At 40.9% G+C, this 15,206-nt stretch carries 14 protein-coding genes; 9 read left to right on the top strand and 5 right to left on the bottom strand.

Annotated elements, in window-relative coordinates; genetic code table 11:
* Positions 1–189: 189 nt before the first annotated feature.
* From PJ15_RS14455 to PJ15_RS14485, 7 genes are all read left to right on the top strand, one after another.
* Positions 190–1,611, top strand: coding sequence for a phosphomannomutase/phosphoglucomutase (locus PJ15_RS14455; RefSeq protein ID WP_047431936.1), 1,422 nt, complete (start codon positions 190–192; stop codon positions 1,609–1,611).
* 13 nt (positions 1,612–1,624) lie between these two features.
* Positions 1,625–2,524, top strand: coding sequence for an acetylglutamate kinase (gene argB / locus PJ15_RS14460; RefSeq protein ID WP_004770969.1), 900 nt, complete (start codon positions 1,625–1,627; stop codon positions 2,522–2,524).
* A gap of 127 nt (positions 2,525–2,651) precedes the next feature.
* Positions 2,652–3,428, top strand: a complete 777-nt coding sequence (locus PJ15_RS14465) for a GNAT family N-acetyltransferase (RefSeq protein ID WP_004770970.1) — start codon at positions 2,652–2,654, stop codon at positions 3,426–3,428.
* 99 nt (positions 3,429–3,527) lie between these two features.
* Positions 3,528–4,376: a class II glutamine amidotransferase gene (locus PJ15_RS14470; protein ID WP_032863849.1), complete on the top strand. Its 849-nt coding sequence runs from the start codon at positions 3,528–3,530 to the stop codon at positions 4,374–4,376.
* Positions 4,377–4,659: 283 nt separating this feature from the next.
* Positions 4,660–5,115: a bacteriohemerythrin gene (locus PJ15_RS14475; protein ID WP_004770972.1), complete on the top strand. Its 456-nt coding sequence runs from the start codon at positions 4,660–4,662 to the stop codon at positions 5,113–5,115.
* Positions 5,116–5,361: 246 nt separating this feature from the next.
* Complete coding sequence (locus tag PJ15_RS14480) at positions 5,362–6,444, top strand: membrane protein (RefSeq protein WP_047431940.1); 1,083 nt, start codon at positions 5,362–5,364, stop codon at positions 6,442–6,444.
* Positions 6,444–6,764: an RnfH family protein gene (locus tag PJ15_RS14485; RefSeq protein WP_047431942.1), complete on the top strand. Its 321-nt coding sequence runs from the start codon at positions 6,444–6,446 to the stop codon at positions 6,762–6,764. Before PJ15_RS14480 ends, PJ15_RS14485 begins: the two co-directional genes overlap by 1 nt.
* A 56-nt stretch (positions 6,765–6,820) precedes the next feature.
* Here PJ15_RS14485 and PJ15_RS14490 read toward each other — a convergent pair whose 3' ends face one another.
* Positions 6,821–7,219, bottom strand: a complete 399-nt coding sequence (locus tag PJ15_RS14490; RefSeq protein WP_004655148.1) for an outer membrane protein assembly factor BamE — start codon at positions 7,217–7,219, stop codon at positions 6,821–6,823.
* Between the two features lie 111 nt (positions 7,220–7,330).
* Between PJ15_RS14490 and fur the strand changes: the two genes are divergently transcribed.
* Entirely contained in the window at positions 7,331–7,768 is a 438-nt protein-coding gene (gene fur / locus PJ15_RS14495) for a ferric iron uptake transcriptional regulator (protein ID WP_004770976.1), read from the top strand.
* 96 nt (positions 7,769–7,864) lie between these two features.
* On the opposite strand, the gene PJ15_RS14500 is transcribed toward fur, so the two are convergent.
* Together PJ15_RS14500 and PJ15_RS14505 are read right to left on the bottom strand one after the other, a co-directional pair.
* Positions 7,865–8,983 (bottom strand): PilT/PilU family type 4a pilus ATPase, encoded by a 1,119-nt coding sequence (locus PJ15_RS14500; RefSeq protein WP_004770977.1) that lies wholly within the window; start codon positions 8,981–8,983, stop codon positions 7,865–7,867.
* A gap of 24 nt (positions 8,984–9,007) precedes the next feature.
* Positions 9,008–10,045, bottom strand: coding sequence for a type IV pilus twitching motility protein PilT (locus PJ15_RS14505; protein WP_004770978.1), 1,038 nt, complete (start codon positions 10,043–10,045; stop codon positions 9,008–9,010).
* A gap of 126 nt (positions 10,046–10,171) precedes the next feature.
* Here PJ15_RS14505 and PJ15_RS14510 point away from each other — a divergent pair, with 126 nt between their 5' ends.
* Positions 10,172–10,864, top strand: a complete 693-nt coding sequence (locus PJ15_RS14510; RefSeq protein ID WP_047431946.1) for a YggS family pyridoxal phosphate-dependent enzyme — start codon at positions 10,172–10,174, stop codon at positions 10,862–10,864.
* Between the two features lie 35 nt (positions 10,865–10,899).
* Here PJ15_RS14510 and PJ15_RS14515 read toward each other — a convergent pair whose 3' ends face one another.
* Positions 10,900–11,565, bottom strand: coding sequence for an HAD family hydrolase (locus PJ15_RS14515; RefSeq protein WP_047431949.1), 666 nt, complete (start codon positions 11,563–11,565; stop codon positions 10,900–10,902).
* A gap of 41 nt (positions 11,566–11,606) precedes the next feature.
* Positions 11,607–15,203: an AAA family ATPase gene (locus PJ15_RS14520; RefSeq protein ID WP_047431950.1), complete on the bottom strand. Its 3,597-nt coding sequence runs from the start codon at positions 15,201–15,203 to the stop codon at positions 11,607–11,609.
* Positions 15,204–15,206: the final 3 nt, after the last annotated feature.

Consider the following 15,206-nt stretch of genomic DNA (forward strand, 5'->3'; position numbering starts at 1 on the left):
CCGGTAAATATCACTTAAAATGCAATGTTTTACTGGAAAACATTGCATTTTTCATATTGATTGTTTGTTTAAAGTATATTACAAAGCAACTGATTAATTATTTTAATTTTTCTGAACAAGGGTTAATTAATTACTTAATAATTTCGCCATTTTTGAATAATCGAATGATTATAAAAATAGGGGCTTGCTGTGAATATACAACAAACATTTCCTTTGAATATTTTTCGTGCTTATGATATTCGCGGAAAACTTTCAAATCTCACGCCAAATATTATTTGTTCAATTGCCCACGCCTTAGCTTTACAATATAAAAACGCTGGACAGAATCAGGTTGTTGTTGGTTATGATGCGCGATTAACCAGCCCTCATTATGCTGAAATTATTCAGCACGCGCTTCAACAAGAAGGTCTGCAAGTGACTAGTATTGGTTGCTGCTCATCACCGATGATGTATTACATTGCCCGTGATTTTGGTGGGAATGGCATTATGGTGACTGCAAGCCATAATCCAAAGTCTGATAACGGAATTAAGTGGATTGTCAAAGGAGAGCCTCCGAGTCCTGAAACGATTCAATCCGTTGGTCAGCTCGCGCAAATTTCTCTACCGACAGCCAAAGAAAGTTTTACCTCAGATATCCGCTCGCATCACACTATTCCGCAATATTGTTTACAGTATCAACACGCATTAATTGATGATATTCAATTGGCTCGACCGTTAAAAGTTGCTCTTGATGGTTTACATGGTTCAGCAGGCCATTGTGCAAAACTGGTGCTGCAACAGTTAGGTTGTGAGGTGATTGCATTACGTTGTGAAGCCAATGGACATTTCCCCGATCATGCACCAGATCCTTCTCATGCTGAGCATTTAAAGCAATTACAGGCAGCGATTTTGTCAGAACAGGCAGATCTTGGTATCGCCTTAGATGGGGATGGTGATCGTGTTGTTTTGCTAGATGAGCAGGCCACGATTATTAGTCCTGATCGCTTGCTGTCCTTATTTGCACAGATCTGTTTACAGCAGCATCCACAAAAAGAAATTGTTTTTGATGTGAAATGTTCGCGTATGGTGTCTGACACGGTTCAGCAACTTGCGGGACAGGCTAAAATGATCCGTACAGGAAGCAGTTTTTTACGGGCTTATTTATCTCAATCCAAAGGTGCTGCGGTCTTTGGTGGCGAATATGCAGGCCATTATGTCTTTAACGACGGACGTGGTTATGGCTATGATGATGGTCTCTATGCGGCTTTGCGTGTGATGGAATATCTCACACAATCAACAGCAAAAAGCTTGTCTGAATTATTGAGTATTTATCCTGAACGTTACTGCACCGAAGATACTTATATCAGCACGCATGATGCTAATCCGAAACAGGTTTTAGATGAGATCGAGATTTTAAGTCACCGTTTAGGTGCACGTTTAAGTAAAATAGATGGTGTAAGACTTGATTTTGATGATGGTTTTGGCATTATTCGAGCATCAAATACTGGTGAATATTTTACCGTCCGCTTCGATGCAGACAATCCGGATCGGTTAGTTGAAATTCGCCAGACATTTGTTTCCATGCTGCAAGACCATTATCCACAGATTGCACAAGAACTCGCACAGGCTTAATAAGGAGAGACGCATGCCACATGAACATATCGGCATTGATAAAGCAAAAATTTTGATTGAAGCTTTGCCGTATATCCAACGATTTGCAGGAAAAACGTTGGTTGTAAAATATGGTGGTAATGCGATGACTGATCCTGAGTTGGAAAGTTCATTTGCCCGCGACATTGTGTTGTTAAAAACAGTAGGTTTAAATCCAATCGTTGTACATGGTGGCGGCCCACAAGTGGATTCATTATTAAAACGTTTAGGGCAAGAATCTGACCGTATTGATGGCATGCGCGTGACTGATGAAGCAACCATGGAAGTGGTTGAGATGGTACTCGGCGGTAGCGTCAATAAATCGATCGTGAATCTGATCAATAAACATGGTGGTCGTGCCATTGGTTTAACGGGTAAAGATGGCAATTTGCTGCGTGCACGTAAATTGTTGATGGAAAAACAGGAAGCAGATGGTTCCGTTTCACAGATTGACTTGGGCATGGTTGGCGAAGTTACAGGTGTAAAAACCGATGTCCTTGAAATGTTTACCCAAAGTGATTTTATTCCTGTCATTGCACCACTTGGTGTAGATGAGGATGGCAATACTTATAATATCAATGCTGACCTTGTGGCTGGAAAAGTTGCAGAAGCATTAGGCGCAGAAAAACTGATTTTATTGACCAATATCACTGGTGTACTGGACGAAAATAAAAACTTGTTAACGGGGCTGACTACGCAAGAAGTTGATCGTCTGATTGAAACAGGCGTGATTTATGGTGGCATGATTCCAAAAGTGGGTTGTGCACTCGATGCGGTAAAAGGTGGTGTGGTCAGTGCGCATATCGTTGATGGACGTGTACCACATGCAAGTTTGTTAGAAATCTTTACTGATCATGGTGTAGGTACTTTAATTACCAATCGCGTCAAGCATTAATTCTGCTGATGAAAACAAAAGGGGCCTTAATTCGGCCTCTTTTTTTCGTCATGTGTTGTTCATGTTTTAGTCATCTCAATGTCATTTAAGCGCTTTAAGGTAAATCTAGCCATAAGGAGCTTTCATTATGCTAGAAAAATTAAATCAATATCGCCAGACATTGACTTTACCTTTACGCCACAAACCAGCTCAAAACCAGTTCCGTTTTGAATGGGTGGATAATTTAAAAGAATTACAAGATGTACAACGTTTTAGAGCTACACAATTTAGCCATCAATTTGGGATGCATTTTGAAGATGGTTTAGATCAAGACCTTTATGATTTTGGCTGTGAACATGCCGTTTTACGTGAGAAGTGGACAGGTGAAATTGTTGCCTATACTCGATTAAAATTATTTCAAGGCCATGAAATCGGGCAGAGTTATAGCGCTCAGGAATTCGAAATTGTTCCGCATTTATCACATTTACCGAGTGTTTTAGAAATTGGACGAACTTGCGTTCACCCTCAATTCCGTTCTGGTAAAGCACTTTCCATGCTGTGGTTAAATCTGGTGCCTAAAGTATTATGGTCAATGCGTGCCAAATATTTAATGGGCTGTGTCAGTATTCATTTAGACGATAATCTGGCGCGTGCTTATTACACCCATCGCCAGATTCAGCAATTGGGCGAACATCAAAGCATTGATATCCGTTCAAAACGTATTTTTGAACCTGAACGTCCTGATTATAGTTTTCCACAAGATGAACGGATGCCAAAATTATTCCAAACCTATTTAGGCATGCAATCGAAACTTTCAAAACAGGCATTTTATGATGAAGATTTTAAATGTCTGGATTATTTTGTGTTTTTGGAAGTGAATAAGATCGCCATGTCTTTTGTCATGAACAAAATGGTGCAACGTTAGTCTTATATCATTCCTTGTCCAATAGTGAGCACATATTAAGATTTACAAGCGATCTCAACCTCATGCACAATAGGCGTAGATGTTAGATAGTTAAAAGATATGTGCCAGCTATTAGGAATGAATTGTGCTACCCCGACAGATATTACCTTTTCGTTTCGTGGGTTCTCCCAACGAGCAGGGGTCACGTCTGATCATTGTGATGGCTTTGGTATCGCATTCTTTGAAGACAAAGCCTGCCGTTTGTTTGTTGATAATCAATCGGCGGTAGAATCTCCAATTGCAGATCTGATTCGTAACTATCCGATCAAGTCTCGTAATGTCATTGCCCATATCCGTAAAGCCACACAAGGCAAAATCAATTTAGAGAATTCACATCCTTTCTTGCGTGAGTTATGGGGCAGACACTGGATTTTTGCCCATAATGGCGATTTGCATGACTTTAAACCTGAGCTTAGCGGGCGTTTTGAACCTGTCGGCAATACGGATAGTGAGCTGGCATTTTGCTATTTACTAGATCAGATGGTTGAGGCATTTGGCTATACTGAGCCAAGTTTAGAAGAGATTTTTTCACTATTGGAGCGTATTTCTCCACAAATTGCCGAGCATGGAACGTTTAATTTCTGCTTGTCGAATGGTAAGGCGCTGTATAGCTATGCCACCACTAAATTGCATTGGCTGGTACGTGAATATCCTTTTCAACATGCGCATTTAATTGATCTGGACGTAGAGGTCGATTTTAGTCAGGTCACGACACCTGAAGATCGTGTGGCGGTGATTACCACTGAGCCTTTAACGCATAACGAAGCATGGACTGCATATCAGCCTGGAGAAATGATCTTATTCCAGTGTGGTAAACCGATTTTGCATGCTTTAACACGAGTAGAACGTTTAATCCGCGAAGCAGAAAATCCTGCATTAAAACGAATAACTAAAGCAGATCAGTATTAATATAGAAGATATAACCAGAATATATGTTTGAACTTTTTTTATTAAAAAATTAGTTCTCATTTTTTTGGTTATATCAATAAAATTAGATAGATAGTTTTTCTTGTTGGTTAAAAAATACTTGAGCGTTTTGGTCGGTGAAAATATTAAATTAAATATAAAACAATAGCTTATTTTATTTTATACATAAAAATTGCAAACCTGACAAAAATGCTGCGTTTTTATTTAAATCTTTTGTCGATATTATATTTGTATTCAATAAATCAAATATGGTTTGGGGTTTGATATGGGGATGAAATGGTCTGTCGAATATAATACAGGAATAGAAGTAATTGATGATCAACATCGTCGTATTCTAGATTATATTAATGAAATTGATGAATTAAAAGAAGACGATGACCGTGCGAAGTTAAAGGGGATTCTGGATAATATTATTGATTATACCCAGTCTCATTTTACCTTTGAAGAAAGTTTGCAGGAAGAAGCGAACTATAAGTATCGTGTACCACATAAGCGAGTACATGACTTATTTATCAAAAAGATAGAGACTTATCGTCAGCGTTTTGAGTTGGGGCAGGAAATTGATAGTGAGTTGCATGAAGCACTATCAAAGTGGTTGATTAATCATATTCGTCATGATGATGCTGATTATGTTGGTGCTGTCAAAGAAAATATGATTGGTATTATTAAAGAAAATGAAAAGAAAAAAGGGAAGAACTGGTTTTCTCGATTCTTCTCATAATAAAAAGATAATAAAAAAAGATCCCTTGTTATAAAAAATAATAAGGTTGGTATGAGTGATATACAAGGGATCTAATTAAAAAATAATAACTGGTGCGCAGCAAATCATCTTGACTGGGTGATTTGCTTTTTTCTTTCGATATCTTTTGTTTTGATTTTCAAGCGTGAGAAAGGCAAAATAGATTGAATATTTCATTGCAAACACCATAAAGCGCAATGAGTTCAAAGATTTTTCAAGGAATGCATTATGCAGGACACAACTCTGTCACGCTGGTTTGCCCCAGTGATGGCGTTTTGCCTATCTTTTGTCATGATTACCACATTGGCACCAACTGTAGGTATCCAGATTGATCGTCAGTTCGATTTCTGGTTGCTGTGGTTAGGCACCATGATTTTATTGGCACTGCCAATCGGTTATCTTGAAATCGCTTTAGCAAAGCGTTCGCAAACGACCGCATTACAAGCACTTTCAAGCCTTACACGTGATGCTGATGCTTCACCAAGATGGCGTGTTGTCGGTTGGTTAGCAGTTGTTTTCGTCCCGTTTTTTGCTGGTAGTGTATTAAATACTGCAAGCCATGTGGTGAATGAACAACTGGCATTAAATATTTCGAGCCAGATTCTATTCGCGATTCTTGCTGTTGTTGCATTTGCACTTTCTTTTATCCCTCGTCAATTCCTCATTGCTTTGACAACCATCGGTGTCGTTGCTGCGTTTATCCTTGCCAATGTGATGGGGACTCAGTTACAGGCATGGCACTGGACAGGTGTGGAGTTTAGCGAGTGGGGCAATGCGACAGTACTTGCCTTGGTCGCAAGTGGTTTAGGTTTGGGTTTATATTGGCAGAGTAGCCTAGCTGTGGTGAAAAAGCAGGAAGCTGCAACCACTTCAGTTTTACCGATTTGGATTGCTCAGCTTCTTGCCGTGATTGCATTTGGCTTCTTCTCTGTTCAGGCTCAGCTTCCTGCTTTGGCATGGGGTTTTGCTGCACTGATGTCGGCTGCCTTATTAATCCAGTTTGCAAAAGAGCAACTGGCGCAGCGCCAGCTGGCAGTTGTGGTTCAATGGGCAATTTTGCTTGCAGCGGTTGCGGTATGGGCTGTGCCACAAGTTGAGCAAATTTTTAATACCTTGTTGATGTTATGGGGTCTCATCATTTGCCTAGTCTATGCGTTGTTTGCTGGCTGGATCATGAAGATCAGTCATTTACGTAAAGCGATGGGCTTTAGCAATGAATTGTTCTATAACATCTGGCGTATTGCGATCCGTATCATCTTACCGCTTTCAATTGTAGTCGCAATTATTGCGGTTGTTGGGCAACTGATCTAATGGAACAGGCAAAACAAGTTTGGGTGGCTTATACAACGCCTGAACAGCAATTTCATCTGACTGTTGCATTTAGTGAGGGAATGACGGCTCAGCAGGCAATTGATGCCAGTGGCTTAGCCGAGCAGGTGAGCCTGCCAGAAGTTTTACTCTTGGGGATTTTTGGCAACAAGATTGAAGCAGAGACTTTGCTACAAGCTGGTGATCGTGTTGAGATTTATCGGCCTTTGACCATCAATCCCAAAGATATCCGCCGTAAACGGGCTGAAAAGAATCCTGTTGGGCGATTTATCAAAGGTAATCGTTTTAGACCATCAAGCTAATAAAGAAAACCCCTCACGATTATCTCGATGAGGGGTTTCTTTTTACTGCAAAGCCGTTATAGTGGGGGCGCAGTCAAAATCGCTTCTTTTGATGCCGGTAAACCAGGTTGTGATTCTGGAATCGTATCTAAGCCTTCCAGACGTTCAACATTACCATTCGCATCAAAATAAACTTTTAAATGCTGACCGTGTGCCGCAGGTATTTTTGCTTTTTTGGCATAAGTTCCCGGGATGTAGTTGTAGATATAGTCCCAACGTTGTGGGTTCAAAGGATCTGTAACTGTTGGGCTACCAAGCAAGAAACGGACTTGCTGAAAGCTCATGCCCACTTGTACTTGAGATGCTTGTGCTTTGGTTAATGGTGTTCCCTGTGGAATATCGACTTTATAAACACCAAAGACTGAACAACCGCTAAGTACTGAAGTGACGAACAACGCCAGCATGATTTTTTGCATTTTGCTACACTATCCTGATAAATGATGATGCATTTGGTTCAAGGATAGATCATACTGCATCTAAACTCTATTGCCTATTCCAACTTAAGATTTGTTGAGAGACCTTTTTTTATGCCGATTTCCAATCAAGACTTACGCAAAGCTGGACTTAAAGTTACCCTTCCTCGTATTAAGATTTTGGAATTATTAGAAAATTCAAAACAACATCATTTAAGTGCTGAAGATATTTATAAAACTTTGCTTGAGCAGGGTGAAGATGTGGGTCTAGCAACGGTTTACCGTGTGTTAACACAATTCGAAGCTGCCGGTATCATTCAGCGTCACCATTTTGAAAACAACCATTCTGTTTTCGAAATCATGCAAGAAGATCACCATGATCACCTCGTTTGCTTGAACTGTAACAAAGTTGTTGAATTTACTAATGATATTATCGAGCAAGAACAACACGCTGTTGCTGATAAACATCAATTTGCTTTAACTGGCCATTCTTTAAACCTTTACGGTTATTGCAGTGATGCAGAATGCCAAGAGGCTTATCGTAAAAAATAAGCTGAATTGAGTTAAAAATTTAAAGTTCACGAAAATTGAACAAATAAAAAGGGAAGGTTACAAAAACCTTCCCTTTTTTTAATGGCTTAGTTTGAATTATTGACCATCAAAGGTAATGTTGCGGCTGGCACTTAATAACTGGTCTGCGCCTTCTTCTGAAAGTTTGATGGTGAGACGTAAATCGTTTGGTGAGTCTGCATGCTTCAATGCATCCTTGTAAGTAATCTGACCTGCTTTATAAAGGTCAAATAAAGCCTGATCGAAGGTCTGCATGCCTAGCTCGCGTGAACGTTTCATCAGATCTTTAATCTCATGAATTTCACCCTTACGGATATAGTCGGCCAGAAGCGGGGTGTTAATCAGAATCTCAATCGCAGCACGACGCGAATTGCCGTCAGGCGTTGGAATTAACTGTTGTGCTACCAATGCTTTTAAGTTCAATGACAAGTCCATATACAGCTGGCTATGACGATCAGCTTCAAAGAAGTGAATAATACGGTCTAAGGCTTGGTTGGCATTGTTGGCGTGCAAGGTCGCGAGTACCAAGTGACCTGTTTCTGCGAAGGCAATCGCGTAGTCCATGGTTTCACGAGAGCGAATCTCACCAATCAGGATCACATCTGGTGCTTGACGTAGGGTATTTTTCAATGCCACTTCAAATGAATCGGTATCAATGCCCACTTCACGCTGTGTCACAATGCAACCTGCATGCTGATGTACAAATTCGATCGGATCTTCAATGGTAATGATATGACCTTTAGAATTCTGGTTGCGGAAACCAATCATTGAAGCGAGGGAAGTCGACTTACCTGTACCTGTTGCCCCTACAAAAATGATGATGCCGCGTTTGGTCATCGCCAGTTCTTTCAGAACTTCAGGCAGTTTCAGGTCATCCATGGTTGGGATGTGGGTTTCGATTTTACGTAACACCATGCCCGGCATATCACGTTGCTGAAAGGCACTGACACGGAAACGTGCGGTCTTTTCACGGTTCATGATCGCAAAGTTACATTCGCGTGTATCTGCAAATTCTTTACGCTGTTTGTCCGTCATAATGGACTGTACCAGCTGACCTACAATTTCCCCTGACAACTTGGTTTTTGAAACAGGCACAATCTGCCCGTTAATTTTCATTGAAGGTTCAACGTCTGCCGTGACAAATAAGTCCGAGGCATTCTGTTGAATCATCAAATTGAGTAAATCATTAAAGTCCATGATATTTCTCTAATCCCTTTATTTTTATAGGAATGACTCAGGCTGTTTCGCCACTGTACGAGCCGTTTGTGGGCTAATTAAACCTTTAGACACCAATGTTTTTAAACTTTGATCCAAAGTGGTCATGCCGTAGTTGGCGCCAGTTTGAATGGCAGAGTACATTTGTGCGACTTTATTTTCACGCACAAGGTTACGGATTGCAGGAATCCCGATCATGATTTCATGTGCAGCCACACGACCACCGCCATTTTTCTTTAATAGCGTTTGTGAAATGACAGCTTGTAAAGATTCAGACAACATGGCACGAACCATATCTTTTTCTTCAGCAGGGAAGACGTCGATCACACGGTCAATGGTTTTTGCGGCAGAAGTCGTATGCAGGGTACCAAAAACCAAGTGACCTGTTTCCGCAGCGGTCAATGCCAAGCGAATCGTTTCAAGGTCACGCATCTCACCAACCAGAATAATGTCAGGGTCTTCACGGAGGGCAGAACGAAGTGCGGCATTAAAACCATGTGTATCGCGGTGTACTTCACGCTGGTTGATCAGACATTTTTTCGACTGGTGTACAAATTCGATAGGATCTTCTACCGTTAAAATATGGTCATAACGGTTTTCATTAATATAGTCGATCATTGCTGCAAGCGTTGTCGACTTACCCGAACCTGTTGGGCCTGTGACAAGCACAATCCCACGAGGATAATCACAAATTTCCTTGAAAATTGTGCCGAGTCCCAAATCTTCCATGGTCAACACTTTCGATGGAATGGTACGGAATACCGCTCCAGCACCACGGTTCTGATTAAATGCATTGACACGGAAACGGGCAATATTCGGTACTTCAAATGAAAAATCAGTTTCTAGATCTTCTTCAAAATCACGACGTTGTTTATCATTCATAATGTCGTACACTAAACGGTGTACATCTTTATGTTCAAGTGCTGGTAAATTGATACGACGTACTTCACCATCTACACGAATCATCGGAGGCATACCCGCTGAAAGGTGTAAATCTGATGCACCGTTTTTAACCGAAAAGGCGAGTAATTCTGTAATATCCATAATTTCCCCGAAACAAACTCAAAAGTCTCATTATTTTGTAGAATAATATAAGGCTTTCATTCAGGCTTACCAACACCTTAAAGAATGGGAAAGCAAAAAAACATTTCGTAAATGAGAACTGTGTCAATGAATCAATCGCAACAATCCCGTCAAACTGTTTTAAATCAAATAGAACAGGCCTGTCAGCGTGTTCAACGTGATCCTGCGACTGTGCAATTGTTAGCCGTTTCAAAGACCCATCCCGCTTCAAGCCTGCGTGAAATGTACGCAGTGGGGCAGCGCTGTTTTGGTGAAAATTATTTACAGGAAGCGCTGGAAAAAATTGAAGAACTCAAAGAGCTGGGGATTGAGTGGCATTTTATTGGTCATGTGCAACGTAATAAAACCAAGCATTTGGCTGAGAAATTTGATTGGGTACACGGGGTTGACCGTTTGATTATTGCCGAGCGTTTATCTAGCCAGCGTTTGGAATCGCAAGCGCCGTTAAATATTTGCCTACAAGTGAATATTGATGGGCAAGATTCTAAAGATGGTTGTCAGCCAAAAGAAGTCGCTGAACTGGTTCAGCACATCAGCCAGCTGCCTAATATTTGTTTACGTGGTTTGATGGTCATTCCAGCCCCTGAAAATCATGCTGCATTTGCAGATGCCAAAGTTTTATTTGATCAGATGAAAGCCTTGCATGCACAACCGCAAGATTGGGATACCTTGAGTATGGGGATGTCGGCTGATCTAGAAGCTGCGATTGCAGCGGGTTCTACGATGGTAAGAATAGGAACTGCATTGTTTGGTGCAAGGGATTATTCAACTAAAAGCTAAAATGATGATTTGCTGATATTCGCTTGAAAGTATGGTTAGAGGTGTTCCAGAATTTCGATGAGTCTTGCATAATCGTGTAAATTTGCATCAGCCATTAATGATGATATTCGTGGATCAGGATGAAAGAAAATCGTTTTCATTCCTACAGCTTTTGCACCTTGTATATCTGCTAATTCATTATCTCCGACAAAGGTGCAATCTTGAGGACTGACGTTAAGTTGCCGACATGATAAGAGAAAAATTGCGGGGTCTGGTTTTCTAAGTCCAACGGCCTCAGAAACAATAATGCTTGAAAAGAACTCCGTCAGACCTAGTGCATAAAAATTATGTTCTTGAAAGGGGGTTCTACCATTAGAAATTAATCCAATCAGATAACCTTGTTCTTTTAATTTAATAATCGTATTTTCTACACTCTCAAAGCAACATGAAAATTTATTAAAATCATTAATATAGCTTGCTAAGAGGGTGTTTTGTGAAACGTGATCAATTGAAAACTCATGAATAATTTGTTCATAAACTCTATCTTTCCAATTTTTTCCATTATCATCCAGTTCAAGAAAACGCTGAATGAAAAACTCCTTTTTCATAGTAGGAATTAATTGGAAAAAATTGATCTGCCACCTTAAGAATTTTTTTAAGGAGGTTGTTCTATCCAGTAAGGTTTGATCAAGGTCAAAGATAACAGCTTTCTTCTGATTCATTAGATCTCAATACTGTGATTATTCAATCATCATAAAATGCTTTAACCAACTACTTCAATCCGACTCGAACCTGATCCAACAGGTTGTACCTGAATCTGTACAGGAATCCGTTCATGCATTTCCTGAATATGCGAAATTAAGATTACTTTACGACCTTGGCTTTGCAGCTGATCCAGCGCATTCATCACCATGTGCAAAGATGAGGCATCCAGTGTCCCAAAACCTTCATCAATAAACAGGGATTCGATTTTCATAGAGCCAGAGGCCATATTGGCAATCGCCAGTGAAATCGCAAGGGCAGTCAGGAAGGATTCTCCACCAGAGAGAGAGGCAACCGAACGGGTTTCACCATCCATATCATGGTCGATAATTGCCAGACTGAGTGAGTTTTCCAAGCGCTTTAATGTGTAACGTTGCGATAACATCGCCAATTGCTGATTGGCATATTCCAGCAAAATATCCAGATTATATTGTTGGGCCAAATCACGGAAATCTTTGCCTTTAGAATCGCCAATCAAGCTCGAAATCTTATTCCAGCGATGTTCCTGTTGCTGAATTTGCTGGATCTGGTCGGCAAACTGTTTTTGCTTGGCAAGGTTTTGCTGATGTAATTCGAGTTGAACTTTATATTGATCACGTTGTTCAAGTTGCTGTTGTAGTTTTTCCTGATTTAACTGAATCAATTCGATCAATTGTTCATGTTGAATCTCAGGCTGTTGCTGCTGATGCTCATTGGATAGCTGCTGCGCGGTTTTAAGTGCATAGGCTGCTTCACTCAAGACACGATCCGCGTTTTGGAGGGTTAAGCGAATCTGCTGTTCCTGCGTTGAAGAAATGGCTAGCAACTGACTGAGTTGCTGTTCTTCAAAATGCACATGCTGCTTCAACCATGCACCGATTTCTGTTGTGCATTGTGTGAATGATTGTTGGTTATGCTGATGCTGTGCTTTGAGCTGCTCTAGTTCATTCTTGTGTTGCTCAAAGTTTTGTCGTGCCTGTTCAAAATTCTGCTTTACCTGCTGATATTGATGTTGCACTTGCTGGCGTTGTTGATCATGTTGATGCAACCATTCATTGGCTTTCAATTCAGTTGAACCAGCCATTGCCAGAATGAGTTGATTGGCAGCCTCACTATTTTGTTGACCCTTTTTCGCAATTTCCTGCAATTGCTGATTTAGCTCAGTATGTTGCGTGCTTAAACTATTCAGATTTGATATTAATAAATTGAGTTGTTGTGTGCTGTGCTGCTGTTGTTTGCTGAGTCCATCGGCATGATCAAGCTGTTGCAGGCGTTGTTTTAAACGCTGCACAATCTGTTGTGCTTGGCGAAGCGGTTGCTCCAGCCAAAGTGTTTTCTCATGTGAATCGAGACAATCCACAATATGCTGAATCTGACGTTGTAATTGCTGTACGGTTTCCAGTTGGTAGGCCGTGTTCTGGATAGACTGATTTAAATTAAACTGCTGTTTACTGGCCTGATTGAGCTGTTGTAATTGCTGATCAATCTGTTGTTTCGTTTGTATAGATTGAGTGCTTAAGTGCTTTAACGATGCCTCAAGCTCGTGTTGAGCTAAATTGAAATCGAGTTGAATATGACTTTGAGTCAAATATTGCTGTAACTCTTGTTGTTGAGCGTGTAATTTTTCCTGAGTTTGTTGCAAGGCTGTTTGGCGCTGTTTTTGCTCAGATTGCAGTTGGGTAAATTGTTGCTGAGTATTCTGCCAAAGCTGGAAGCACTGTTGCTCTTGTTGTAGCGCCTGTTGTTCCTGCTGTTGCTGTAATGCATATAAGGCTTTCGAAACTGGACTTTCATCCTCACGATAGGGATGTTCAGTACTGCCACAGACCAGACAAGCTTCACCTTGTTTTAGTTCAGCCCGTAAATGTTCAATATTCTCGGCATGGAGTAAGCGTTGCTGTTGCAGGATAAGCTGTAATTTTTCCCGCTCGGTTTTTGCTGCCTGAAATTCACTTTCTGCTTTTTGAGTATTTTGCTCGAGCTGTTGATATTGGAATTGTATCGTATTTAATGTGTGTTGCAGCTCTGAGACTTCATTTTTTAATTGAAAATGATGCTGTAGTTTTTGTTGAATCACATCCAGTTGATTCAGCAGAGTCAACACTTGCTCTTTCTGTGCCTGTTTCTGCTCAAGGGTATGATCAATCTGCTGTGTTGTACCAAACTGCGTGATCAATTGCTCAAGTTGACTTTTATCTTGCTCAAGTTTGCTTTGAGCCTGTTGAATATTCCCCAGCGTATTTTCAACTTTTTGATAATGCAGAATAAACTGCTCTAATTGTTGTACATGAGCATGCAGGCCCTTATCTAAAGTTGAGAAGTGGGCACTTTGCTGTAATTGCTCAAGGCAGGATGTCTGTTGTGTGCCTATATTCTGGAGGCTCTGCTCAAGCTGTTGTTGCTGTTGTAGCAAAGGTTGTAGCTGGGTTTCGATATGCGTCAGTCTGCTTTTGGTCTTTTTATAATCTTCGGCAATATAGTCACGTTCCTGAACGTATTTACGAACCTGACTCAAATCATCTTGATGTTGCAGCTCAAAATTCTGGAACTGTTGCAGCGCTGTTTCTGCTTGCGTATAGCGGACTTTTTCCTGCTCGAACTCTGTGGTTAAGCGACTAAAATGTTGTTGTTTTTGTTGAAGCTGTGGCTCGAGTTGTTGCAGTGTTTTTTGGATGTGCTGCTGTTGAAACACAACAGGACGAATCTCGGAAAAGATTTCCAATTGTTCAAGCAACTGGCGATCTGTTGCGAGGGCGGTATGGGCATTGAGCTGCGTTTCATACTGCTGTTGTTTGAAGATAATTTCACTTTCAAGCTTTTGTTTTTGCTCAAACCACTGCTGTTGTTGCTTGAGTTGAGTCCGTTCGGTTTCAAGCTGCTGGACCTGTTGTTGTGTCTGTTGAAATTGAGTTTGTAAGGCAGCAACTTCCTCATCGGAACGAATTTCAATATGACCTAAAACATTTTCCAGTTGTTTGCGCTGGTTGGTCATTTCACGGGTTTTTTCAAACGCCAGTTGCCCAATTTTGGCAAAAATACTGGAGTTGGTCAGGTATTCCAGTAATTCGCCTCGTTCAGTATCACGCGCCTTTAAAAAAGCGGTAACTTCCGATTGTGCTAGTAAAACGGCACGGGTGAATTGTTCAAAACTGAGTTGGGTAATTTGCTGGATATGGCTTTCGACGGCTTTGGTTTTGTCTGCAACCACCACGCCATCCGTCAGGCATTTAAGCGAGCGTTGTACACTTTGCAGTTTGCCACTGGCATTTTCACGGGCACGCTTAATTTCCCAACGCGCCTGATAATGTTTTTGGTCTTGTGCCACAAAACACAATTCAGCAAAGCCGTGCCCTGTACCGCGACGTAAAACGGTCAGGGGAGAGTTGGTTAGCAGCTCCGAACCGTCCACGTCCAGAAGTTTGCCATCACTTTCTTTAAGGCGGGGAATTTTATTAAAGAGTGCCAGACACATGGCATCTAAAATGGTGGATTTACCTGCACCTGTTTTCCCGACAATCGCGATCAAGCCTGCATTGGCTAAAGGATCACACTCAAAATCAATAAAGTGCTCACCCGCAAGAGATGCCAGATTTTTTAGTCGAATCGATAAAATTTTCATGGC

This window comes from Acinetobacter sp. neg1 (assembly GCF_000788125.1).
In the GTDB taxonomy this organism is placed as follows: domain Bacteria; phylum Pseudomonadota; class Gammaproteobacteria; order Pseudomonadales; family Moraxellaceae; genus Acinetobacter; species Acinetobacter vivianii.